This is a genomic window from Brevundimonas goettingensis (assembly GCF_017487405.1).
Taxonomy (GTDB): Bacteria; Pseudomonadota; Alphaproteobacteria; order Caulobacterales; family Caulobacteraceae; genus Brevundimonas; species Brevundimonas goettingensis.
In genome coordinates this window covers 379082-401816 of sequence record NZ_CP062222.1, presented here as the reverse complement: position 1 = coordinate 401816, position 22735 = coordinate 379082, and the positions used below count along the sequence as shown (strand labels likewise).

The 22735-nt window shown below is 67.0% G+C and carries 31 protein-coding genes; 2 read left to right on the top strand and 29 right to left on the bottom strand.

Annotated features, from left to right (window positions below; all coding sequences use genetic code 11):
- Window positions 1-54 precede the first annotated feature (54 nt).
- The 28 genes from IFJ75_RS02075 to IFJ75_RS01940 form a co-directional block, all read right to left on the bottom strand.
- Window positions 55-2532, bottom strand: coding sequence for a zinc-dependent metalloprotease (locus IFJ75_RS02075; RefSeq protein WP_225896944.1), 2478 nt, complete (start codon window positions 2530-2532; stop codon window positions 55-57).
- An 84-nt stretch (window positions 2533-2616) separates the two neighbouring features.
- The gene (locus tag IFJ75_RS02070) at window positions 2617-3348 is read right to left on the bottom strand and encodes an energy transducer TonB (RefSeq protein ID WP_207870919.1); all 732 of its coding nucleotides are present in this window, start codon (window positions 3346-3348) and stop codon (window positions 2617-2619) included.
- Between the two features lie 81 nt (window positions 3349-3429).
- Complete coding sequence (locus IFJ75_RS02065) at window positions 3430-3993, bottom strand: adenylate kinase (RefSeq protein WP_207870918.1); 564 nt, start codon at window positions 3991-3993, stop codon at window positions 3430-3432.
- Window positions 3994-4021: 28 nt separating this feature from the next.
- Entirely contained in the window at window positions 4022-5401 is a 1380-nt protein-coding gene (secY, locus tag IFJ75_RS02060) for a preprotein translocase subunit SecY (RefSeq protein ID WP_207870917.1), read from the bottom strand.
- A gap of 118 nt (window positions 5402-5519) precedes the next feature.
- The gene (rplO, locus tag IFJ75_RS02055) at window positions 5520-6113 is read right to left on the bottom strand and encodes a 50S ribosomal protein L15 (protein WP_207870916.1); all 594 of its coding nucleotides are present in this window, start codon (window positions 6111-6113) and stop codon (window positions 5520-5522) included.
- A gap of 165 nt (window positions 6114-6278) precedes the next feature.
- Window positions 6279-6467 (bottom strand): 50S ribosomal protein L30, encoded by a 189-nt coding sequence (gene rpmD / locus IFJ75_RS02050; RefSeq protein ID WP_207870915.1) that lies wholly within the window; start codon window positions 6465-6467, stop codon window positions 6279-6281.
- A gap of 3 nt (window positions 6468-6470) precedes the next feature.
- Window positions 6471-7094 carry a 30S ribosomal protein S5 gene (gene rpsE, locus IFJ75_RS02045; RefSeq protein ID WP_207870914.1) on the bottom strand — a complete coding sequence of 208 codons (624 nt, stop codon included), beginning with the start codon at window positions 7092-7094 and terminating at the stop codon, window positions 6471-6473.
- A gap of 12 nt (window positions 7095-7106) precedes the next feature.
- A complete protein-coding gene (gene rplR / locus IFJ75_RS02040) occupies window positions 7107-7463 on the bottom strand; it encodes a 50S ribosomal protein L18 (protein WP_207870913.1) in 357 nt (118 codons plus the stop codon).
- A gap of 3 nt (window positions 7464-7466) precedes the next feature.
- Window positions 7467-8000: a 50S ribosomal protein L6 gene (gene rplF / locus IFJ75_RS02035; protein ID WP_207870912.1), complete on the bottom strand. Its 534-nt coding sequence runs from the start codon at window positions 7998-8000 to the stop codon at window positions 7467-7469.
- A 1-nt stretch (window position 8001) separates the two neighbouring features.
- Window positions 8002-8400: a 30S ribosomal protein S8 gene (rpsH, locus tag IFJ75_RS02030; protein WP_207870911.1), complete on the bottom strand. Its 399-nt coding sequence runs from the start codon at window positions 8398-8400 to the stop codon at window positions 8002-8004.
- Between the two features lie 14 nt (window positions 8401-8414).
- Complete coding sequence (rpsN, locus tag IFJ75_RS02025; protein WP_183213197.1) at window positions 8415-8720, bottom strand: 30S ribosomal protein S14; 306 nt, start codon at window positions 8718-8720, stop codon at window positions 8415-8417.
- Between the two features lie 19 nt (window positions 8721-8739).
- Complete coding sequence (gene rplE / locus IFJ75_RS02020) at window positions 8740-9300, bottom strand: 50S ribosomal protein L5 (RefSeq protein WP_207870910.1); 561 nt, start codon at window positions 9298-9300, stop codon at window positions 8740-8742.
- The gene (rplX, locus tag IFJ75_RS02015) at window positions 9300-9608 is read right to left on the bottom strand and encodes a 50S ribosomal protein L24 (protein WP_207870909.1); all 309 of its coding nucleotides are present in this window, start codon (window positions 9606-9608) and stop codon (window positions 9300-9302) included. Before rplX ends, rplE begins: the two co-directional genes overlap by 1 nt.
- 2 nt (window positions 9609-9610) lie before the next feature.
- Window positions 9611-9979 (bottom strand): 50S ribosomal protein L14, encoded by a 369-nt coding sequence (rplN, locus tag IFJ75_RS02010; protein ID WP_077354965.1) that lies wholly within the window; start codon window positions 9977-9979, stop codon window positions 9611-9613.
- A gap of 18 nt (window positions 9980-9997) precedes the next feature.
- The gene (gene rpsQ, locus IFJ75_RS02005) at window positions 9998-10249 is read right to left on the bottom strand and encodes a 30S ribosomal protein S17 (protein WP_207870908.1); all 252 of its coding nucleotides are present in this window, start codon (window positions 10247-10249) and stop codon (window positions 9998-10000) included.
- Between the two features lie 9 nt (window positions 10250-10258).
- Window positions 10259-10456: a 50S ribosomal protein L29 gene (gene rpmC / locus IFJ75_RS02000; protein ID WP_207870907.1), complete on the bottom strand. Its 198-nt coding sequence runs from the start codon at window positions 10454-10456 to the stop codon at window positions 10259-10261.
- Window positions 10456-10896: a 50S ribosomal protein L16 gene (rplP, locus tag IFJ75_RS01995; protein ID WP_207870906.1), complete on the bottom strand. Its 441-nt coding sequence runs from the start codon at window positions 10894-10896 to the stop codon at window positions 10456-10458. The genes rpmC and rplP overlap by 1 nt, the downstream gene beginning before the upstream one ends.
- 5 nt (window positions 10897-10901) lie before the next feature.
- Window positions 10902-11651 carry a 30S ribosomal protein S3 gene (gene rpsC / locus IFJ75_RS01990; protein WP_207870905.1) on the bottom strand — a complete coding sequence of 250 codons (750 nt, stop codon included), beginning with the start codon at window positions 11649-11651 and terminating at the stop codon, window positions 10902-10904.
- The gene (gene rplV / locus IFJ75_RS01985) at window positions 11651-12031 is read right to left on the bottom strand and encodes a 50S ribosomal protein L22 (RefSeq protein ID WP_207870904.1); all 381 of its coding nucleotides are present in this window, start codon (window positions 12029-12031) and stop codon (window positions 11651-11653) included. Before rplV ends, rpsC begins: the two co-directional genes overlap by 1 nt.
- Before the next feature lies 1 nt (window position 12032).
- On the bottom strand, window positions 12033-12311 hold the full coding sequence (gene rpsS / locus IFJ75_RS01980; protein ID WP_013268924.1) for a 30S ribosomal protein S19: 279 nt from the start codon (window positions 12309-12311) through the stop codon (window positions 12033-12035).
- A gap of 2 nt (window positions 12312-12313) precedes the next feature.
- Entirely contained in the window at window positions 12314-13147 is an 834-nt protein-coding gene (gene rplB / locus IFJ75_RS01975; protein ID WP_207870903.1) for a 50S ribosomal protein L2, read from the bottom strand.
- A gap of 4 nt (window positions 13148-13151) precedes the next feature.
- Window positions 13152-13454 carry a 50S ribosomal protein L23 gene (locus IFJ75_RS01970; protein WP_207870902.1) on the bottom strand — a complete coding sequence of 101 codons (303 nt, stop codon included), beginning with the start codon at window positions 13452-13454 and terminating at the stop codon, window positions 13152-13154.
- The gene (gene rplD, locus IFJ75_RS01965; RefSeq protein WP_207870901.1) at window positions 13454-14122 is read right to left on the bottom strand and encodes a 50S ribosomal protein L4; all 669 of its coding nucleotides are present in this window, start codon (window positions 14120-14122) and stop codon (window positions 13454-13456) included. The genes IFJ75_RS01970 and rplD overlap by 1 nt, the downstream gene beginning before the upstream one ends.
- Window positions 14122-14874, bottom strand: coding sequence for a 50S ribosomal protein L3 (gene rplC, locus IFJ75_RS01960; RefSeq protein WP_207870900.1), 753 nt, complete (start codon window positions 14872-14874; stop codon window positions 14122-14124). Before rplC ends, rplD begins: the two co-directional genes overlap by 1 nt.
- A gap of 20 nt (window positions 14875-14894) precedes the next feature.
- The gene (rpsJ, locus tag IFJ75_RS01955; RefSeq protein ID WP_003164367.1) at window positions 14895-15200 is read right to left on the bottom strand and encodes a 30S ribosomal protein S10; all 306 of its coding nucleotides are present in this window, start codon (window positions 15198-15200) and stop codon (window positions 14895-14897) included.
- A 437-nt stretch (window positions 15201-15637) separates the two neighbouring features.
- Window positions 15638-16579, bottom strand: a complete 942-nt coding sequence (locus tag IFJ75_RS01950) for a GIN domain-containing protein (RefSeq protein WP_207870899.1) — start codon at window positions 16577-16579, stop codon at window positions 15638-15640.
- Window positions 16580-16666: 87 nt separating this feature from the next.
- Window positions 16667-17572, bottom strand: a complete 906-nt coding sequence (locus tag IFJ75_RS01945; RefSeq protein WP_225896943.1) for a cupin-like domain-containing protein — start codon at window positions 17570-17572, stop codon at window positions 16667-16669.
- Between the two features lie 8 nt (window positions 17573-17580).
- Window positions 17581-18753: a GNAT family N-acetyltransferase gene (locus IFJ75_RS01940; RefSeq protein ID WP_207870897.1), complete on the bottom strand. Its 1173-nt coding sequence runs from the start codon at window positions 18751-18753 to the stop codon at window positions 17581-17583.
- Window positions 18754-19076: 323 nt separating this feature from the next.
- Here IFJ75_RS01940 and IFJ75_RS01935 point away from each other — a divergent pair, with 323 nt between their 5' ends.
- Together IFJ75_RS01935 and IFJ75_RS01930 are read left to right on the top strand one after the other, a co-directional pair.
- Complete coding sequence (locus tag IFJ75_RS01935) at window positions 19077-19883, top strand: SGNH/GDSL hydrolase family protein (RefSeq protein WP_207870896.1); 807 nt, start codon at window positions 19077-19079, stop codon at window positions 19881-19883.
- Between the two features lie 55 nt (window positions 19884-19938).
- On the top strand, window positions 19939-21012 hold the full coding sequence (locus IFJ75_RS01930) for a L,D-transpeptidase family protein (protein WP_207870895.1): 1074 nt from the start codon (window positions 19939-19941) through the stop codon (window positions 21010-21012).
- A 4-nt stretch (window positions 21013-21016) separates the two neighbouring features.
- Here IFJ75_RS01930 and IFJ75_RS01925 read toward each other — a convergent pair whose 3' ends face one another.
- Window positions 21017-22648 carry a carboxylesterase/lipase family protein gene (locus IFJ75_RS01925; protein ID WP_207870894.1) on the bottom strand — a complete coding sequence of 544 codons (1632 nt, stop codon included), beginning with the start codon at window positions 22646-22648 and terminating at the stop codon, window positions 21017-21019.
- Window positions 22649-22735 lie beyond the last annotated feature (87 nt).

Sequence of the window (22735 nt, the reverse complement as noted above, 5' to 3'; positions counted from 1 at the left end):
CGGGAAGCGCGCCTTATACAGGTGATTCAGTTCGGGTCAACACCGGGAAGACGTTTACGCATCGTTATCATGCCAACCCTCCTCCGCGCCGATCGGAGATCCGGGCGGGGTCGCGGGCGCGTGATGCTTGTCTTCCAGCAGCTGGTCCAGCCGGTCGCGGTCGCCGATCAGGGCGCCGAGCCAGCGGTCGTGGGCGCGCTGGACCGGATCGGCGGCGCGTGAGGCCTTCAGCTTCACGGCCAGAGCCTGCAACCGATCGTCGATGACGGCCGCCGAGGTGCTGGACAGGTCGTCACCCTTGAGCAGGCCGGCCAGGGTCAGGACGGTCTGGGCCTGGACCCGGCGCGCGGGCTCGGCCAGACGGCCCTCGGCGGGAGCGAAGGCGGCGGCGGTGATCACGTCGACGGTCTCACCGAGACCCAGGGCGGCCGGATCGCGGCGGCCGGCGTCGGCGATGCGATTGACCCGCTGGGGCGCGAACAGGGCGTCGAGGGTGACGTCGGCGGCGACGTCGGCGGCCACGCCCGGATCGAAGGCCCGGCCGTTCAGCCCCTTGAACACCTCGATGTCGTTCTGGGGATCGCCGTCTCCGGACTGCTGGGCGGCCAGCAGGGCCAGCAGCGGCTCGGGCAGATCCAGCTCGGCGGGGTTGAGGGTGCGGGTCAGGGCCGCGAGCGCTGCGCGCTGGACGTCGGCCGGGACGGCGGTCGCCGCCTCCTGCCCGCCGCCCGAGACCGGATAGGAGTAGTCGATGCCGCCCACCAGCTTGGAGACCGCGTCCACCTGGTACCGATGATAGAGGTAGATGGGGACCAGACGGCGACGCAGGTCGTTGACGGCGGCGCCGGCCGGCAGGTTGCGCAGGCCGAAGCGGTCGAGCGCGATGCGGCGGATCTTCAGGATGTGGTCGAGCTCGGCGACCGGGTCCTCGCCATTGTCCCACAGGCTGCCCCAGGGCTGGGCGTCGCCGCCCACGCGGGCGTCGGCGTCATTGGCGAAGCGCAGACGGGCCCTGCCCTCCTCCGCCTTCTTCGCCAGCGCGGCCTTGTCGGCGTCGGAATAGAGCCAGTCGATGGCGAAGTCGTCCCAGGCCCCCATGCCCACGGCGTAGGCGTCGGAGAAGTCGAGCTGGTCGTCGGCGGTGACGCCGATCTTCGGCACCGGATAGTCCATGACCGAGGCGCGGCCCTGGGTGCTCGCCGCGAAATTGTGCTGCAGGCCGATGGCGTGGCCGACCTCGTGCGCGGCCAGCTGGCGGATGCGGGCGAGCGCAATGCGCTGCGGATCGTTGACCGAGCCGTCGCCGGTGTGGTCGGCGCCGACCAGGCCTTCGAAGATCAGCATGTCCTGACGTATGCGCAGCGAGCCGAGCAGGACCGAGCCCTTGACGATCTCGCCCGTGCGCGGATCGACGACGCTCTGGCCGTAGGACCAGCTGCGGGTGGCGCGATTGACCCAGTTGACGACATTGTAGCGGGCGTCCAGCGGATCGGCGCCCTCGGGCATCACCTCGACCTTGAAGGCGTCGATATAGCCGGCGGCGTCGAAGGCCTGGGCCCACCAGCCGGCGCCCTCGACCAGGGCCGAGCGGATCGGCTCGGGCGCGGCGCGGTCGACATAGAAGACAATCGGCTTGACCACGGTGGAGCGGGCCGCGGTCGGGTCGGTCTTCACCAGCCTGAAGCGGCTGGCGAGGCGATGGACCATGGCCTCGTTGAGCGGCGCCGAATAGTCGGTGACATTGGTGGCGAAGGCGCCGGTGCGCGGATCGAACTCGCGCGGCTGATACTGGTCGTCCGGAAGCTTGATGAAGCTGTGGTGGACGGTGAAGGTGGCCAGGCGCGGCTCGGGCGCGATCTGGGACAGCTCCCGGCCCGGACTGTCGACGCCGAAGGTGAGGCGGGCTTCCATCTCCAGATTGTCGGGGAAGGACTTCGTCGCGGCCGGATCGACCATGGTCAGGTCGCTCATGGGCTTGAGCGAGCCCTGGCCCGCGGCCTTCAGCGTCTCGACGATGCCCATGGCGTCGCGGGTCAGGAAGGCGGACAGGTCGACCAGCACCGAGCCGTCGGGGCCGGTCGCGACAACGTCCCCGGCCCAGACGGTGGAGCCGACGAAGGCGTCGCGGGCGGCGGCCTGTTCCTCGGGCGAGCCGTGGGGCGCCTCGTATTTGGGGTTCTCGAACTCGGCGACGATCTTCTTGCCGATGCGGCGGAAGGACAGGATGTTGGTGGCGCCGATCTGGGCGCGGTCGAGGCCCGTCACCGCCGAGCCGACGCCGGTGCGCAGGGCCGTGTGGTGGATGACGCGCGCCATCACGCCGTTGGCGCCGGGGGCCGGCAGCTGGACCAGCACCTTGCCACCGTCCTGATCGACGAAGACGCGCAGCAGGCCTTCCTGACGCGTCAGGCCCTCGGTGGCTTCGGCGAAGGTCTTGGGCGCGGGGTCTGCGGCGAAGGCGGGCGCGGCCGCACCGGAAAGGGCCAACACCAGGGCGATCGCCGTCGCCGTCCGCTTCATGCCCATACCCATGCTCGCCCCCTGTTACGCTGCGGTGCGATAAGGCGGTGATTGGCGGGCGGGTGTCAACGCGGCGAAGCTTCGTCCGCCGACGGATCAGGGGAATCTGATGGTGACCACCACGGTTTGCCCCTCGACCGGTACGCCGTTCTCGGTCGGCGGCAGGAACCGAAATGCGGAAGTCAGCGGCAGCGCCGCCTCGGCGAAGCCCTGCCCCGGCGGCGTCTCGCTGACGACCCGGCATTGGTCGAGCGTCTGATCCAGCCGGATCCGGCAACGGACCCCGACCTCCCCTCGTCCCCGCGTACCGCGCGGCCGGGCCCGCCCGATGTCGCGCAGCGCAGGGCCGCGAATGATGCGCGGCGCCATCCGGTCGCCGACGCCGGGACCGGCGCCCGAACCAATCCCAGTGCCGGAGCCGGTCCCCTGCCCGCCCAGACCGAGACCGGGCGTCGGGCCTGCCGTGGGAGCGACGCCGACGATGAGATCGGGTTTGGGCGCCTGCTGGATCGGCGCCGGCGGCGGATCGGGCAGAGGCTTCTCGGGCGGCTTCGGTGTCACATGGACCCGCGACGGGGCGGCGGGCGCGCCCCCGCCCTCGACGGGCGCGGTCTTCTCCGGCGGGGGTTCGGGCGGGCGGACCGGCGGGACCAGCTCGACGAGGATCGGCGGCAGGCCGGGGCCGACCTGTTCGCCCGGGACCGTCTCCAGCCCGACGAGGGCGAACAGGCCGAGGTGCAGGACCACGACGCCGGACGCCACGAGCAGGTTGCGGCTCTTCTTCGGCGAGAGATGCGGGCGTGGGAGATGCGGGTGGGGCGGCGTCACGGCGGCGGAGTCATCCTGCGGGATCCAGAAGGACCCTAACGCATGACGCCGATGAACGTCGCCTGACGGCGATGCGTCAAGCTAGGCGTCGAGCGCCGCGTCGATGGCCGTGGCGACGGTCTCGATGGAGCCCATGCCGTCAACTTCGGTCAACAGGCCCTTGTCGCCATAGTAGGGCAGCAGCGGCGCGGTGTTGCGGTTGTAGGCCTCGAGCCGGACCTTGAAGCTTTCCGGATTGTCGTCCGGGCGGCCCTGGTCGGCGTAGCGTTTGGCGACCCGCTCCAGCAGGGCGGCGTCGTCGACCTTGAGGCGGACGACGTGGTCGATCCGCTTGCCCAGCTTGGCCAGCATGGCGTCGAGCGCCTCGGCCTGGGCCACGGTGCGCGGGAAGCCGTCGAAGATGGCGCCGCCGGCGTCCTCGGCCTCTTTCAGGCGCGCCTCGATCAGGGCGATGACGATCTCATCCGAGACCAGATCGCCGCGCGACATGATCGCCTGGCACTCAAGACCCAGGTCCGAGCCCGAGGCGATCGCCTCGCGCAGCATATCGCCGGTCGAGAGCTGGACCATGCCGCGGCCTTCGACCAGGCGTTTGGCTTGCGTGCCCTTGCCGGCGGCCGGCGGTCCGAACAGGATCAGGTTCAAAGCCGCCCTCCCAAGCGATCACGTATTATTAGCGGCGTACGGGAGTCGGTGCGCCCCGTCCACCCCGACCCCGCAGCTTGGCCTTCTTGATCAGGCCTTCGTACTGGTGGGCCAGCAGCTGGGACTGGATCTGCGCGACCGTGTCCATCGTCACCGAGACCACGATCAGGATCGAGGTGCCGCCGAAGAGCAGGCTGGGGCCCATGGAGGCGGCGATCGCCTCGGGGATCAGACAGACGGCGGTGATGTAGGCCGCGCCGATGACCGTCAGACGGGTCAGGACATAGTCCAGATATTCCGCTGTCCGCTTGCCCGGACGGATGCCCGGCAGGAAGCCGCCGTACTTGCGCAGGTTCTCGGCCGTGTCCTCGGGGTTGAAGGTGATCGAGGTGTAGAAGAAGCAGAAGAAGATGATCAGGGCGGCGTAGAGCGCCATGAACAGCGGCTGGCCGTGGGTCAGCTGGGCGGTCACCATGGGCAGCCAGCTCAGCCAGTTCGGCAGGTCGGCGTTGACCAGCATGGTCGCGGCCGTCGACGGCAGCATCAGCAGGGACGAGGCGAAGATCGGCGGGATGACCCCGGCGGTGTTCACCTTTAGCGGCAGGAACGAGCGTTCGCCGCCCGACATCCGGTTGCCTTCCTGGCGCTTCGGATACTGGATCAGAAGGCGGCGCTGGGCGCGCTCCATGAAGACGATGAAGACGACGGTGGCCATGGCCAGGAAGCCGATCGCCAGCAGGGCGAAGGCCGAAAGCTGACCCTGCTGGGCCAGGCCCAACAGGCGCGCCACGGTGCCGGGCAGGACCGCCACGATACCGGCGAAGATGATCAGCGAAATGCCGTTGCCGATGCCGCGCGTGGTCACTTGCTCACCGAGCCACATCAGGAACATGGTGCCGCCGGTCAGGCAGGTCACGGTCGAGATGATGAAGAAGATGCCGGGCTGGTCGATCAGACCGGCCTGGGCGTTCAGGCCCGCCGCGATGCCCAGCGACTGGGCCAGGGCGAGGAAAACCGTCAGGTAACGGGTGTACTGGTTCAGGGTCTTGCGGCCGCTTTCGCCGCCTTCCTTGCGCAGTTTTTCCCACGGCGGATACACCGTCCCCATCAGCTGGACGATGATCGACGCCGAGATATAGGGCGTGACGTTCAGGGCGAAGACGGCCATCCGTTCAACGGCGCCGCCCGAGAACATGTTGAACATGTCCAGGATGCCGCGCTTGCCGTCCGGGTTCTGGAAGAACTGCAGGAAGGCCTCGGAGTTGATCCCCGGGATCGGCACATAGGTGCCGATGCGGTAGACCAGAAGCGCCAGAAGCGTGAAGAGCAGCCGCTTGTGCAGGTCGGTCGCTTTCGCGAACGAGCCCATGTTCATATTGGCTGCGAGTTGTTCGGCGGCCGAAGCCATATGTCGTCACCCCGACTGATCAGAAAGCGGCTCAACGGATCCGACAGAATCCAGGGCCACAGTCCAGATAGGCGAAGGGCGGCCTCTTAGCGAGACCGCCCCCCAAGCTTTTCCTGGATTAGGCCTTGGCCGCGGTGCGAGCGGCGCGGGCCGAGATCTTGTTGGCGTCGCCACGCGGCGTCTTGGGAGCCGGAGCCTTGCCCTTGGCGGCGTTGCGCTTCTCGACGGCGGCGGCGGCCTTGGCTTCAGCGGCGATGCGCTCCTGCACGACCGAACCGCCGGCGGCTTCGATGGCCTTGATCGCGCCGGCCGAGGCCGACCAGACGACTAGGTTCAGCTTGGCCTTGATTTCGCCGGTGCCCAGGATGCGGACGCCGTCCTTGACGCGGCGGATGACGCCGGCGGCGACCAGGGCGTCGCCCTTGATCTCACCCGAGACGTCCAGCTTGCCGGCGTCGATGGCGTCTTGCAGGCGCCACAGGTTCACTTCGGCCAGCTTCAGAGCGTTGGCGTTGTTGAAGCCGCGCTTCGGCATACGCATGTACAGCGGCATCTGGCCGCCTTCGAAGCCGCCGATGGCGACGCCCGAACGCGACTTCTGACCCTTGACGCCGCGACCGGCGGTCTTGCCCTTGCCCGAGCCCGGGCCACGGCCGACGCGCATGCGCTTCTTGTGGGCGCCCAGATTGTCGCGGATTTCGTTCAGTTTCATGTGCCTGATCCTTTCGGGTTCTAGCGCCCGGATCTGATCCGGACTCGGCTGTGTTTTAGTGAGGAGTGCTAGTGAGCAAAAAGTGAGCGAACAGCAAGCCCCAAGGCTCACTACTCGCTCACTTGCACTTTTCACCGATACGGACGCCGCAGCGTCCTTACGGGCTTATTTCTCGACGATCTCGGTCAGGTGGGCGACCTTGGCGATCATCCCGCGAACCGAGGGGGTGTCTTCCAGCGTGGACTCGCGGCCCATGCGGTTCAGACCCAGGCCCACCAGGGTGGCGCGCTGGTCGTTCTTGCGGCGGATCGGCGAGCCGATCTGCTTGACGGTGACGGTTTTCTTCTCGGCCACGACTTAGGACTCCACGGCTTCGGCGGTCTCGGCGGGAGCCGAGGCGCCGTCGTTGCGGCGGCCCATCAGGTCAGCGACCTTCTTACCACGCTTCGAAGCGATCTGACGCGGCGACGACTGGACCTTGAGGGCCTCGAAGGTCGCACGGATCATGTTGTAGGGGTTCGACGAACCGCTCGACTTGGCCACGACGTCATGGACGCCGAGGGTTTCGAGGACGGCGCGCATCGGACCACCCGCGATGACGCCGGTCCCGGGAGGGGCAGCGCGCATCATGATCTTGCCGGCGCCCCAACGGCCTTGACCGTCGTGGTGCAGGGTGCGGTTCTCGCGAAGCGGAACGCGGATCATGGTCTTCTTGGCTTCTTCGGTCGCCTTGCGGATGGCTTCCGGCACTTCGCGCGCCTTGCCGTGACCGAAGCCGACGCGGCCCTTGCCATCGCCGACCACCATCAGGGCCGCGAACGAGAACCGGCGACCGCCTTTAACGGTAGCGGCGACGCGGTTGATATGGACCAGCTTCTCGACGATGTCCGAGTCCGGACCGTCGACGACGGGAGCGTTGCGGTTGTTGTCGCGACGATTGCGGTCGTTGCCGCCGCCGCCACGTTGGGGTTGTTGCGCCATCTGTCGCGTCCCTTAGAAGTTCAGGCCGGCTTCACGCGCGGCATCAGCCAGCGCCTTCACCCGTCCGTGATAGATGTAACCGCCGCGGTCGAAGACGACGTCGGTGACGCCCTTTTCGATGGCGCGTTCAGCGACCAGCTTGCCGATCTTGGCGGCAGCCTCGACGTTCGAGCCGCTGGCGCCCTTGCCGCCTTCCAGCGACGAGGCAGCGACCACGGTGACGCCGTTGGCGTCGTCGATGATCTGGGCCGAGATGTTCTTGTCCGAGCGGTAGACCGACAGGCGCAGGCGACCGTTGGCCACGGCCTTGAGGCGGCGACGGTTGCGTTCGGTGCGGCGCTTGGCTTGTTGTTGCAGAGAAAGAGCCATGACTTACTTCTTCTTGCCTTCCTTGCGACGGACCTTTTCGCCGGCGTAGCGGACGCCCTTGCCCTTGTAGGGCTCCGGCGGACGCAGCTTGCGAATGTTGGCCGCGAGCTCGCCGACGACTTGCTTGTCGGCGCCCTGGATGCTGATTTCGGTCTGCTTGGGCACCACGAAGGTCACGCCTTCGGGGGCCACGATGTCGACTTCGTGCGAGAAGCCGAGCTGCAGCGACAGGTCCTTGCCCTTCAGGGCGGCGCGGTAACCGACGCCGACCAGTTCGAGCTTGCGTTCGAAGCCGTCAGTGACGCCAACGACCATGTTGTCGACCAGGGTGCGCGACAGACCCCACATCGCGCGAGCGCGCTGGGTGTCCACCTTGAGGCCGAGCGAGAGGCCGGCTTCATCCTGGGTGACTTCGATCTCGTCGGCGACGGTCCAGGAGCGTTCGCCCTTGGGACCCTTGACGGTGACGGACTGGCCGTTGAGCGTGACAGTCACGCCCTTCGGCACGGAGATGAGACGTTTTCCGATACGGGACATCTTAGTAGACCCTGCAGAGGACTTCGCCGCCGACGTTGGCGTCGCGAGCGGCGGCGTCGGACATGACGCCCTTCGAAGTCGAAAGGATCGAGATGCCCAGGCCGTTCTTGACCGGCTTCAGATCACCGATGGCCGAGTAAACGCGGCGGCCCGGCTTGGACACGCGAGCGATGTCGGCGATGACCGGCTGGCCGTCGAAGTACTTGAGCTCGATCTCGAACTGCGGGAATTCGCCCGGGTTTTGCACCAGGGAATAGCCGCGGATGTAGCCTTCGTCCTGCAGCACGTCGAGGACGCGCTGACGCAGACGGGAGGCCGGGGTGAGAACCTTGGACCGCTTGCGCATGTGCGCGTTGCGGATGCGAGTGATCATGTCACTCAGGGGATCGTTGATCATCATGTCTGTCGCTCCCCTTACCAGCTGGACTTGGTCAGACCCGGGATCTGACCCAGGTTGCCGAGTTCACGCAGGGCGATACGGCTCATCTTGAGCTTGCGATAGAAGGCCCGCGGACGGCCCGTCACTTCGCAGCGGTTGCGGATACGGACGGCGGCCGAGTTACGCGGCAGCTCGGCCAGCTTCAGGCGCGCTTCGAAGCGCTCTTCCAGAGGCAGGCTCTCGTCGTTGGCGGTCGCCTTGAGGGCGGCCCGCTTCGCGGCATACTTCGCAACCAGGGCCTTGACGGCTTCGTTGCGGTTTACGGCGCTTTTCTTTGCCATTGTGCTTTTCCCTTCCCGCTCAGTTCTTCACGAACGGGAACTTGAACTCGGTCAGAAGCGCGCGCGCTTCGTCGTCAGTCCTGGCCGTGGTGCAGACGATGATGTCCATGCCCCACATCTGGTCGATCTGGTCGTAGTTGATTTCCGGGAACACGATGTGCTCCTTCAGGCCCATGGCGTAGTTGCCGCGACCGTCGAACGACGTCGGCTTCAGGCCACGGAAGTCCTTCACGCGCGGCAGGGCGATCGTGATCAGACGGTCCAGGAACTCATACATCTGGTCGCCGCGGAGGGTGACCTTGCCGCCGATGACCATGCCTTCGCGCAGCTTGAAGCCGGCGATGGAGTTACGGGCCTTGGTGGCGACGGCCTTCTGACCGGCGATCTGCGTCAGATCCTTGAGGGCCGCATTGGCCTTCTTGGAGTCGGCGACGGCTTCGCCGATGCCCATGTTCAGGACGATCTTGTCCAGCTTGGGCATCTGCATCGGGTTGGTGTAACCGAACTTCTCGGTCATCACGCCCTTGATGCGCTCAAGATACTCGGTCTTGAGGCGCGGAGTGTACTTGGTGTCGGCCATCAGATGACGTCTCCCGTGGTCTTGGCGAAGCGAACCTTCTTGTCGCCTTCCACGCGGAAGCCGACGCGGGTCGCCTTGCCGTTGGCGTCGGCGATCGCGACGTTCGACAGGTGAAGCGAGGCTTCCTTGTTCTTGATACCGCCCTGGGGGTCACCCTGGGTCGGACGGGTGTGGCGCTGCACCATGTTGATGCCGGTCACGAGGACGCGGTTCTCGGTGGGCAGGACCTTGGCGACGGAGCCGGTGCGGCCCTTGTCCTTGCCGGTCAGGACGACGACGCGGTCGCCCTTCTTGATCTTGGCGGCCATGGTTACAGGACCTCCGGGGCCAGCGAGATGATCTTCATGTGGTTCTTGGCGCGCAGTTCGCGGGGAACCGGGCCAAAGATCCGCGTGCCGACCGGCTCGTTTTGCTTGTTGACGATGACGGCGGCGGACTTGTCGAAGCGAATGACGGAACCGTCCTTGCGCTGGATGTCCTTGGCGGTGCGAACGACGATGGCGCGAACGACCTCGCCCTTCTTCACGCGACCGCGCGGGATCGCTTCCTTGACGGAAGCGACGATGGTGTCTCCGACCGAGGCGTAGCGACGCTTGGCGCCGCCGAGCACCTTGATGCACATGACCCGGCGGGCGCCCGAATTGTCGGCCACTTCCAGGTTAGTTTGCATCTGGATCATAGTGTCAGATCCTTCTGATTACGAGGCCGAGGCCGAGGTGTCCTTGGACAGGACTTCCCAGCGCTTCAGCTTGGACTTGGGGGCGCACTCGACGATGCGGGCGACGTCGCCCTCTTTGAAAGCATTCGCTTCGTCGTGGGCGTGGTACTTCTTGGACAGGCGCACGATCTTTTTCATGACCGGGTGCAGCAGCGTGCGTTGGACGACGACGACGACGGTCTTGTCGCCCTTGTCGGACACGACCACGCCTTCGAGAATTCGCTTGGGCATAGTGTTTCCTTACGAGGCCGCACGCTTCTCGCGCAGAAGCGTCGAGATGCGAGCGATGTCTTTGCGGACTTCACCAACGCGGTGAGTCTTTTCCATTTGGCCGGTGGCCGCCTGGAAGCGCAGGTTGAATTGTTCCTTCTTGAGGGACAGCAGCTGGTCGCCCAGCTGGTCCGTCGTCTGGGAACGGAGATCAGCGATCTTGGTCATCAGGCGGCGTGCTCCACGTGAGCGATACCGGCGTCCAGGCGGGTGACCACCTTGGTGCGGACCGGCAGCTTGGCGGCGCCCAGACGCAGCGCTTCACGCGCCACATCGTCGGCAACGCCGTCGATTTCGAACAGGATCCGGCCCGGGTGGCAGCGCGCCGCCCAGTGGTCCACGGCGCCCTTGCCTTTACCCATACGGACTTCGGCGGGCTTGCCCGTGACGGGCAGGTCGGGGAAGACGCGGATCCAGACGCGGCCCTGACGCTTCATCTGGCGGGTGATCGCGCGGCGGGCCGCTTCGATCTGACGCGCAGTGATGCGTTCCGGCTCCAGCGTCTTCAGGCCGTAGGACCCGAAGTTCAGCGAGAAGCCACCCTTGGCGGCGCCGTGGATACGGCCCTTGAAGGCCTTCCGGTACTTGGTTTTCTTAGGCTGCAGCATTTTCCTTAGCCCTCACGACCACGACGGGGACCACGGTCACCGCGGGGACCACCGCGTTCGCGGCCTTCGTTCGACGACGGGCCCGCGGCTTCGGCGGCCCAGCGCTTGTCCTGGGCCATCGGGTCGTGCTCGAGCACCTCACCCTTGAAGACCCAGACCTTCACACCGATGATGCCGTAGGTCGTCTTGGCTTCGATGAAGCCATAGTCGATGTCGGCGCGCAGGGTGTGAAGCGGCACGCGACCTTCGCGGTACCATTCCATACGGGCGATTTCAGCGCCGCCGAGGCGGCCCGAGACGTTGATGCGGACGCCCTTGGCGCCGAGGCGCATGGCGGACTGCATCGAACGCTTCATCGCGCGGCGGAACGCGATACGGCGTTCCAGCTGCTGGGCGATGTTCTCGGCGATCAGCTGGGCGTCGACTTCCGGCTTGCGGACTTCGACGATGTTCAGGTGAACTTCGCCTTCGGTGCGAGCCGAGATGTCCTTGCGGAGCTTCTCGATGTCAGCGCCCTTCTTGCCGATCACGACACCCGGGCGGGCGGCGTAGATCGTCACGCGGCACTTCTTGTGCGGACGCTCGATGATGATGCGCGAGACGCCGGCGGCGTTCAGGCGTTCCTTAAGCCACGTACGGAGCTTCAGGTCCTGGTGCAGCAGGCGGGCGTAGTTGACGCCGTCGGCGAACCAGCGGCTGTCCCAGGTGCGGTTCACGCCGAGGCGGAAACCGATCGGATTGATTTTCTGACCCATCAGGCGGCCTCACCGGCTTCGCGGACCACGATCGTGATTTCCGCGAAAGGTTTCAGGATGCGCGAGGAGCGACCACGAGCGCGGCTCGCGAAACGCTTCATCACCAGGTTCTTGCCCACGAAGGCCTCGGCGACGACCAGGTTGTCGATGTCGAGGTTGTGGTTGTTCTCGGCGTTGGAGACGGCCGAATACAGGACCTTGCGAACGTCGTCGGAGATGCGCTTGCGGCTGAACTCGAGTTCGTTCAGCGCCTTTTGCACCGGCAGGCCACGGATGGACTGCGCGACGAGGTTGAGCTTCTGCGGGCTGATGCGGACGTTCGTCAGCTTGGCCCGGGCCTCCGTATTGCCGACGCGGCGGGGATTGTTGGTCTTGGGCATGTTACTTCCGCTTCGCCTTCTTGTCCGCGGCGTGGCCGGGGAACGAACGGGTGGGCGAGAACTCGCCCAGCTTCATGCCGACCATGTCCTCGTTCACGTGCACGGGAACGTGCTTGTGACCGTTGTGGACGCCAAAAGTAAGGCCCACGAACTGCGGCAGGATGGTGGAGCGACGCGACCAGGTCTTGATCACGTCCTTGCGGCCCGACGTCGAAACGGCGTCGGCCTTCTTGAGCAGATACCCGTCGACAAACGGGCCTTTCCAGGAGGAGCGAGCCATCTTTAGCGAGCCTTCTTAACGTGGCGGGTACGGATGATGTACTTGTCCGTCGCCTTGTTCTTGCGGGTACGGGTGCCCTTGGTGTCCTTGCCCCACGGGGTAACCGGGGTACGACCACCGGAGGTCCGGCCTTCACCACCACCGTGCGGGTGGTCGATCGGGTTCATGGCGACGCCGCGAACGTGCGGACGCCAGCCCATGTGACGAACGCGACCGGCCTTGCCGAGGTTCTGGTTCATGTGATCGGCGTTCGAAACGGCGCCGACCGTGGCCATGCAGCCGTCCAGGACCATGCGCAGCTCGCCCGAGCCGAGACGGATCTGGGCGTAGCCCTGATCGCGGCCGACCAGCTGGGCGTAGGCGCCGGCCGAACGGGCCAGCTGGGCGCCCTTGCCCGGCTTCATCTCGACGCAGTGGATGATCGTACCCACCGGGATCGAGCGCAGCGGCATGGCGTTGCCAGGCTTCACGTCGGTCTTTTCGCCGGCCACGATCACGTCGCCCGCCTTCAGGCGTTGCGGCGCGATGATGTAGGCCTTTTCGCCGTCCTCATAGGTGATGAGGGCGATGAACGCGGTGCGGTTCGGATCGTATTCCAGGCGTTCGACCGTGGCGGTCATGAACTTGCGACGCTTGAAGTCGATCTTGCGGTACAGGCGCTTGGCGCCGCCGCCGCGGAAGCGGACGGCGATGCGACCGCCCTGACCACGTCCGCCCGACTTGGTCAGGCCTTCGGTCAGCGACTTCTCGGGACGGCCCTTGTGGAGCTCCGAGCGGTCGATCAGCACCAGGGCGCGACGGCCCGGCGAAGTCGGATTGTAAGTCTTCAAGGCCATCTGATCAGAGCCCCGTGGTGACGTCGATCGACTGGCCTTCGGCCAGGGTCACGATCGCTTTTTTGATGTCGACGCGACGACCGAGGATACCCCGGAAGCGCTTGGTCTTGCCTTTGGTCACCATGGTGTTGACCTTGAGGACGTTGACCTTGAACAGGCTTTCAACGGCGGCGGCGATTTCGTCCTTGGTGGACGTGCCGGCGACGCGGAAGACGACCTTGTTCTGCTCGGACAGGATCGTGGCCTTCTCAGTGATGATCGGCGACAGGATCGTGTCGTAGTGTTTGGCGGTGGGAGCGGCGGCCATTACGCGGCTTCCTTCTCGGCTTGCTCGCGACGCGAGGGCTTGTAGTCGGCGTAGGAGGCCTCGATGGCTTCCACAGCGGCCTTCGACAGAACCAGCTTGTCGGCCCGCAGGATGTCATAAACGTTCAGGCCGGCGTTCGGCAGGACGTGAATGTGCGGGATGTTGCGCGACGCCAGGGCGAAGTTGGTGTCAACTTCCGGACCGGCGATGATGAGCGTCCTGGTCCAGCCCAGCTTGGCGAAGGTTTCGCGCAGAGCCGAGGTCTTGGCGTCCTTGACGGTCAGGGCGTCGACCACGACCAGGTCGCCGGCCTTGGCCTTCGACGAGAGCGCGTGACGCAGGGCCAGGGCGCGGACCTTCTTGGGAAGGTCAAAGCCGTGATCGCGAACGATCGGGCCGAAAGCGCGCGAACCACCGACGAACTGCGGCGCACGGCGCGAACCGTGACGAGCGCCGCCGGTGCCCTTTTGCTTGTACATCTTCTTGCCGGTGCGAGAATTCTCGTTCCGGGTCTGAACCTTGTGCGTACCGGCGCGGCGCTTGGCCAGCTGCCAGTTGACGTAGCGGGCGAGCAGGTCGCCGCGGATGTCGGAGATGCCGAAAACGACATCCGACAGTTCCACGTCACCAGCGGCCTTGCCGTCGAGTTTGATGACAGAGAGTTTCATTACGCTTCACCGCCTTCGGTCGTTTCGACGGCCGGGGCTTCTTCAGCCGGCGTTTCAGCCGGAGCAGCAGCCACGGCGCCGTTCTTCTTGAACGAACCGGGGAAGGGCAGGTCGGCGAACGGCTTCTTGTGCGCGTCGCGAACCTTGACCCACGAACCTTCGTGACCCGGGACAGCGCCCTTGATCAGGATCAGGCCGCGCTCAGCGTCCACGCGGACGACGGTCAGGTTCTGGGTGGTGACGATCTCGGTCCCGTAGTGACCGGCCATCTTCTTGCCCTTGAAGGTCTTGCCCGGGTCCTGACGGTTACCCGTCGAACCGTGCGAGCGGTGCGACAGCGACACGCCGTGCGTGGCGCGCAGACCGCCGAAGTTCCAGCGCTTCATGGCGCCGGCGAAACCCTTACCGATGGTCTCGCCCTGGATGTCGACCTTCTGGCCGGCCACGAAGTGGTCCGCCGACAGGGTCGCGCCGACTTCGATCAGCGCGTCTTCCGACACGCGGAACTCGCTGACGACATGCTTCGGCTCGACTTCCGCTTTCGCGAAGGTCGTGCGTTGAGCCTTGTTGGTGTTCTTTGCCTTCTTGGCGCCGGCGCCCAGCTGCAGGGCGACGTAGCCGTCCCGCTCCTGAGTGCGTTGGCCGACGACCTGACAGTCGTCGAGCTGGAGCACAGTGACCGGAACGTGCGCGCCGTCTTCGGCGAACACGCGGGTCATGCCCAGCTTCTTGGCGATCACGCCCGTACGCATCGGATCCCGCCTCTTTCTAATTAAATCTTGATCTCGACGTCCACACCGGCGGACAGGTCGAGCTTCATGAGCGCGTCCACGGTCTGCGGGGTGGGGTCGACGATGTCGAGCACGCGCTTGTGCGTGCGGATTTCAAACTGCTCGCGCGACTTCTTGTCGACGTGCGGCGAGCGGTTCACGGTGAATTTTTCGATCAGGGTCGGCAGCGGGATGGGACCACGAACGGTCGCCCCGGTGCGCTTGGCCGTGTTCACGATTTCGCGCGTCGAAAAATCGAGGACGCGGTGATCGAAGGCCTTGAGCCTGATGCGGATGCTTTGATCCATATCGGTCTTATTTCCCAAGCAGGCGAACCTGCGTCCCTGTGAACCATTTCAAAGACCGGAGGCCTTCAGGCGAAAAACGCCTTCAGAGTACGCACGTCCGCAAAAACGATCGGCCCACGCGGACGCCCGCGAAGGCCGTTGAATTCCTAAGTCGCTACAAAGAACGGGTACTCAGGTCGTCCCTGCGAACCGCGTCTGCAGATTGCTCTGCACAGCCGGTCCAACAAGAGTTGGCGCTTATGACGTTCGATTCCGTTTTCGTCAAGCGCCGATCAGCCCTCAAACCGAGTCACGGCGGGCTTTTCCGAGTCTTCGCCTCACGGCGTTCCAGCGGACTGGAACGTGGCCATGGCCCAGACATGCGAAAGGCCCGCCGGGCGTCGGCGGGCCTTCCTTCAGTCAGACGGTGTGAGCCGGCCGGCCGATCGCTTCAGGGCTTACTGGCCGATACGGACCCGGCCGCCGCCCATGATCGACTGGGAGACCGAGCCGGTCACCCGGCCGACCCGGACGTCGCCGCCGCCGACCAAGCTGGCGTCGAGGCTGGCGACCGCGCCCGTGACCGTGATATTGCCGGAGCCGGCGATGGAGGCGTCCAACGGACCGGTGTCGCCCTGAATGATGATGTCGCCCGAGCCGCCGATCGCAGCATCGACCGCATTGGGGCGCCCGCCGCCGACGCGGATGTCACCCGAGCCGCCGATCGAGGCGTCGACCTTGCCGGTCGCCTGGGTGACAATGACCGTGCCCGAACCTCCGATAGAGGCGTCCAGGTCGCCGGTGGCGCCGGCGGTGATCCGACCCGAGCCGCCGATCAAGACCTCAAGGCTGGCCGAAGTCCCGGCGCGGATGCTGCCCGATCCGCCGACCGACAGTTCCATATGCCCAGTCGTGTTAGCCACGGTCCAGTCGCCGCAGCCGCCGCTGTCCAGTTCGACGCGGTTCGCGCCGCGGCCCACCGAGCCGAACACGGCCGAGTCCTGGGTCGAAACGTCGACGTTGCGCGGGGTGCGGACCACGATCAGCGGCGCGGCCGACAGGTCGACGCGGCCGTGGTTGCGGACCTCGACCGAAGCGCCCTCGCCCGGCTGGCGCGCCGTCGCCGGGCCGCTGCGGCAGTTGCGGATGGGGTTGCGGCCCAGCTCGCCGTTGATGCGGACTTCATTGCCGACGCGGGTCACGGTCGGGCGCGGCAGGTTGGCCGAGCCGCCTTCGATCTCCACGGCGACGTCGGCGCGGTCCTCGACGATGACCACCATGCGGGCGGCGGCGTAACGGACCTTCACCTCGGGATTGTCCCTGGCCGAGGCCGGGGCGGCGACGGCGGTGACGCCGAGTACGGCGATGGAGGCGGCGGTGGCGACGACTGCGAAATTCATGACGGGTTTCCTCTCCGGCGATGACCGGAAAATGCCGCCGTCCTTCCCGCAAGTCATTTTAACTCGACGTCATGACCTCGATTTAATCTAGGCCCTCAACGCCCCCGCCCCGTCGGCGGCGCCGACCTGGGGTTCGAAGTCGCGTTCGAAGCTGTCGAGTTTGCTCTTCAGCCCGCCGACCTTCTTGAGCGCCAGAGAGGCGGCCCAGCGCGCGGCCAGTTCGGGCGTCGACATGCCCTCGGTGAAGCGCGGCGAACCGCCCCGGCTGCGCATGACGGCGTTGGTATAGAGAGCGCCGTTGCGGAACCGCGACGGCCAGGTCTGAAAGTCCATCGACAGGCTGACGCAGAACCGGTCCAGATTCTCGACACGGTGCGGGGCATAGAGGGGCCAGGTCAGGGCCTCGCCGGGCTCCAGATCCATGACTTGGGCGTCGGCCTCGAAGGCGCGGACATAGGGCAGTTCCTCGGTCGTCTGGCGCGCGACGATCTGCTCCATATTGCGCTCGGGCAGATGGGCCTCGTCGCCCGGATAGACGAAGATCCGCTTGCGGCCGCGCAGGTGGAACAGCACCACCCCGGCCGGATCGAAATGATAGGGCACCCGCGCCACCGGCGAGGAGATGATCAGCTGGCCCGCGTTGCGGACGGCCTTCAGTCCCGGATAGGCCGCCTCGATCTTCCTGAACTCGCCCATGGCCGCGTTCCAGAGGTCGGGGCAGCCGTTCTGGGCGTCGCGCAGATTGACCCACAGACGTCCCGCCTGGATGGCCTCCAGCAGCTTGTCCCCCGACAGCTTGCCGCGCGCGCCGGTGCGCAATGAAACCTGCCCCTCGGCGTCGTAGTCGTACAGGTTGATGTCGAACAGATCGGCCGGATAGCGGTCCAGCACCCGGGCCAGGGCCTCGTCGGTCGCGAAGCCGCGCTCCACGAGATCGTGCGGATGTTTCTTCGCCTCGGTGATCGGGCCGGGATAGCGGGTGCGTTTCGTCACTTGATCTCTCATCCGCTGACCGCCGGATCGGCCAGACGCTGGGCCGCGCGGGCCTTGCCCTTGCTCAGGGCCACTTGGGCCGCCTCGACCGCCCCCTTGAGCCGGTCCATCGACGTGGTCTCGCAGGCCTCGATCGCCGCCCAGCGCCGACGCACGCTCGTGCGCAGCCGATCGCCGCGCCGCTTGCCGGCCGCGTTCAGGAGGCCGACGGCGGCATTGCTGATGCCCGAGCTCAGGCCGGGACGCATGACCACGGCCTCGCGCACCGTCTGCACGGCATTGCAGAAATACTTCTTGTAGCCCTCGCCGCCGAAGCCGAAGTCGAAGACCCGGTAGCCGACCTCCGAGGCCAGCCGCATGGTGTCCATGCTGAGCAGGATGCCCGGCGAACAGCGCGCCAGCGACGGCTCATAGACCGGGAACCAGAAATGGTAGCGCCCGCCGGCGTGCAGCGAATACTCCACCGCCACCAGCTTGCCGCCCGCATACATGGCCGCCATTGAGGCGCCGAAGTCGTCCTCGCCTTCCGTCTTGAGGAGGGCGTGCAGCAGCTCGGCCGTCCAGCCGCAGTCGAAGATGTCGTGGCGGCCGGTGCGCTTGTACTGTTCCCTCTTCAGGGCGATCAGCTGGTCCAGCAGGGCCGGGTCGCGCAGATTGCGCTGGACCGTGATCGGTCCCTGCTCGGCCTCGAGGCTGCGGCGGGCGCGTTCCTTGTCCTTGAAATACTTTCCCCAGGTCGTGCGGCGCTCGGCGTACCAGACGTCGAAGCCGTCTTCGGGCATGGAGACCATCAGGGTCTGGCGCTCTTCGGTGGCCTCGGCCTCTCCTACCCAGGCACTGACGCGCAGGCGCGGGGCGTCCAGCAGGCGGGCGACGGTCTCCAGATCCGGCCCCTGGCCGGGGAAGGCGACGACGCCGTGATAGTCATTCATGGGCGCGCCCAGAGGCTGGATCGTGCCGCCACGCGTCTGGTGCGGGAAGAAGCCGACGGTTTTCCCATCCTGCTTGAACACGGCGACGGCCGCGTCAGGGCTGATCGCCCCGGCGACGCGGGTGAACTCAGGACGGAAATAGGGACTGGCCAGGGCCGGGTCGGCGGCCAGCATGGCGCGCCACAAAGTCTCGTCGGCCGGGGGCAGCGCCTCCGGCCTGATGATCTCGACCTCAAGGGTTCCGGTCATGCGGCTCTCCGAATTCAGCCGACACCCTTAACGGACCGCCGTTTCGGGACGGTTTAGCGGGATGGTGAACGATATCTTTCGCCGCTCGGGTCCGGAGCCGAACCTTTGCCCCGAGCGTTGCCGCAGACGGCCAGACCGTGGATAATCAGGAAGACTGCGATGACCTCCCCTAACCGTCCCAAAGACAAAGCCGTCGAGAACGAAAACCTGCGCCCCGGGCCCGAGGGCGAAGCCCCGCGTCCGGCGACAGAACCGCGCGGTTCCGAAGGCTCGAGCAATTCCGGCGAAACCGCCACCGACCCCGCAACCGGAGAAGAGAACGGGTGAGACTGAAGACTATCCTGCTGACCGCCGCCGCCGGGATCGGCCTCGGCCTGATCCTGACCGGCGCCGCGCGGGCCCAAACGCAGCGGGCGACTGAACCGGTCATTCCGACCCCGGCCCAGACGCCGCCGCAAGGGGCGCCGGCCTGCCCGGTCAGCAGCGACAGCCTGGTTCTGGCCGGCGACGGCCTGAGACGGTCGAAGGCGGCGGTGGCCCAGAACCGGCTCAACATCCTGGCCATCGGCTCGTCCAGCATCGAGGGCGTGGGCGCCAGCCGGGCCGACCTGGGCTTCGTCCCCCTGCTCCAGACCGATCTGCGGGCGCGGATGCCCGAGGTGGCGGTCAATGTCTGGAACCGCGGCATCGGTGGGGAGACGGCGCATGAGACCGTCAACCGGCTGCAGGCCGAGATCGAGCGCTTCCAGCCGGACCTGGTCATCTGGCAGATCGGGACCAACGACATCCTGCGCGCCCGGCCGTGGAACGACCTCGCCGCCGACCTGCAACGCGGCGAGGCGATCCTGTCGGCCGCCGGGGTCGACGTCCTGCTGGTCGATCCGCAGCGCCTGCCCGAGAACGGCGTCAATTTCCGGGGCAAGAATGTCGAGCTGGGCGAGGCCGCCCGGATGATCGCCCTCGAAGGCAACCGCGTCGGCTATGCCGTCCAGCGCCGCTTCGACGCCATGCAGGGCTGGGGCCGGCTCAGCCGGGGCGGCATCGGGCCGGACGACCTGCATATGAATGACGAAGGCTACGCCTGCTGGGCCGCCATAACCGCCGAAGGTCTGGCCGCCGCCCTGGGGTAGGGAACTCTCAGGCGCCTGAAGCCTTCATCAAGCCTTGCCGTATAAAGAGTGCTCCATGCGTCTGCGTCACCTGCTCCTGATCTCCGCCGCCCTGCCCCTCGCCGTCGGATCGCTGGCGGCCTGCGGATCGCCTGATCGCCAGAACAGCCGCGCCGAGGCCCCGGGAACGCCGGCCGCGACGCCGGGCCTGAGCCGCGCCGACATCGAAGGCGCCCTCCCCGCCCCCGAGGCCGTGCCGGACACCGCCGTATCTGGCCAAGCCGTGGAGGCGCCGGATCCCGCCGCCGACACACCGCCCGACGCCGGCCTCATCCGGCTGCAGATCCTGCTGGACCGCACCCCCTTCTCGCCCGGCCAGATCGACGGCCTGCGCGGCTCGAACACGCGCCAGGCGATCGAGGCCTGGCGCAAGGCCAACGGTCAGGAGGACGAGACCTTCACCGAGGCCGACATGGTTCAGGCCCTGGCCAGCACCGACTCCGCTCCGGTCATGGCCGACTATGTGCTGAGCGCCGAAGACGTCGCCGGACCGTTCAGCCCGCCCCCGACCGACGACCTGTCGCTGCAGGCCGAGCTGGGCGCCAACTATTCGACCGCGCGCGAGAAGATCGCCGAGCGCTTCCACATCTCCGAAGCCCTGCTTCAGGCCCTGAACCCCGGCGTCGACTTCAAGACAGCGGGGGTGAAGATCATCGTCCCGGGCGTGAGCCAAGCCGCCCTGCCCGAAGTCGCCCGCATCGAGGTGTCCAAGGCCGAGAAGGCCATCCGCGCCTATGACGCCTCGGGCAAGCTGATCGCCTACTACCCAGCCACCATCGGCAGCGGCGACAACCCCAGTCCCTCGGGCGAGGTGAAGGTCAACGGCGTCGCCCGCACGCCGGACTACACCTACGACCCGGCCAAGCTGAACTTCGGCAGGGGACCCAAGGTCACCGTGCCCGCCGGTCCGAACAATCCCGTCGGCGCGGTCTGGATCGATCTGGACCGGCCCAGCTACGGCATTCACGGCACGCCCGATCCGACCACGATCGGCAAGACCGCCAGCCACGGCTGCGTGCGCCTGACCAACTGGGACGCGCTGGAACTGGCCGAGGCGGTCAAGCCGGGCGTGATGGTCCACTTCCGCTAGAGCGCTAGCGGGCCATCCGCAGGACGACGGCGCCGAAGTCGGAGCCGTCCCACATGGCGCACTGGTGGCGGACGAAGAAGTCGTCGTCCGCCCGGTCGCCGGCCGGATCGAAGGCCTTCAGCGGCGTGCCCCGTTCATTGACGCGCGGCCAGTTCGCCTCGAACGCCGGGTCATGGCCGAAGCCTGCCCAGGCGTCGCGCATCCGCCGCGCCAGGGCCGCCTGCTCCGGCGTGAATTTCGAAGGGCTGGCGAAGGCCCAGGGCCGGCCGAAGACATAGGTCATCTCCGAGGCGTGATAGGCGCCCATGTCGTAGGGCAGCAGGAACCGGGGCACGACGATGGGCGGCGCCGGATCGGCGAACTCATAGCCGTGTGTCGGCACATGGCGGGCCAGCACCCGGCGCAGGGCGTCGGACGGACAGGCGAACCTCTGATCGGTGAAGCTGCGGGCCATGGTCAGGCCGGGCCCCTCTTCGCCGACCGGATAGTGGGCCAGGACGCGCGCGCCCTCGTCGCCGTACATCCAGCGGGTCTCGTCGTTGTAGCGGTCCATATCCTTGACCTCGACCGCAAACAGCCGGCCCTCGTCGGCATTGGTCCCCACGATCACCGGAGTGCGGATGAAGTCGCCCGAGGCGAAGGCCTGCGCCGGGCTGACGGGCACCAGGGCGTCGCCGAAGACCGGTCCCCAGGAGCCCGGGCCGTTCAAGCCGCTGCGCACCGACCGGGTCTTCGCGATGGCGCCGTTCGGCAGGCCGCGCAAACAGGCGACGGCGTCCGCGCCGCTGCACCCCAGCAGTTCCGCGAAGGCGGGTCCGGCCTGGGCCGCCGTCGTCGCGTCGTTCAGGGATGAGGGCTCCAGACACGGCCCGCTCTGCAGTATGACCCGGCTCCACAGGCCCTGCGACGACGGGGACGACATCAGATAGCAGGCGCTCCAGGCGCCCGAGCTTTCCCCGAACAGGGTGACGTCGCCGGGGTCGCCGCCGAAGGCCGCGATATTGGCGTGCACCCAGCGCAGGGCCGCCTGCTGGTCCATCAGGCCCCAGTTGCCGCCCACGCCTTCGCCCTCGGTCGCGAAACCGGGATGGGCCAGCCAGCCCAGGGCGCCGAGGCGGAAGTTCAGGGTGACCACCACCCGGTCCTGCTCGACCGCCAGCAGGCTCGGGTCATAGTTGGCCCCCGCCCCGATGGTGAAGGCGCCGCCGTGCAGATAGACCATCACCGGCCGCGGCCGGGCAGGCTCTCCGGCGGGAGCATAGATATTGAGATAGAGGCAGTCCTCGCCGCCGAAGACGACGCCGCCTCCCCCGCCGAGAACGGCGCGGCGGCCCAGCGCCTGGGTGCAGTCCGGGCCGATGCGAGAGGCGTCACGCACGCCCTGCCAGGCCTCGACCGGCCTCGGCGCCCGCCAGCGCAGATCGCCGACCGGCGGCGCCGCATAGGGCACGCCGAGGAAGGCCCGCACCCCGGCGCCATCGATGCCTCTGAGATCGCCCGCCGGAGTGTTCATCACCGGCCGGCTCAGATCTGAAGCGAACCGCACCCGATCCACCGCCCCGGGATGCAGGGCGCAACCGGCCAAGAGGAGGGCGCCGATCAGGACGGAGAAGACGGCGCGGGCGTGGTGAATCATCCGGCTCCCAACGCGCCGCCAATGGTGAAGGTTGCCAACTTAACCCTCTCCCGTGGGGAGAGGGCTTGAGCCTCCGGGAGCGAAGCG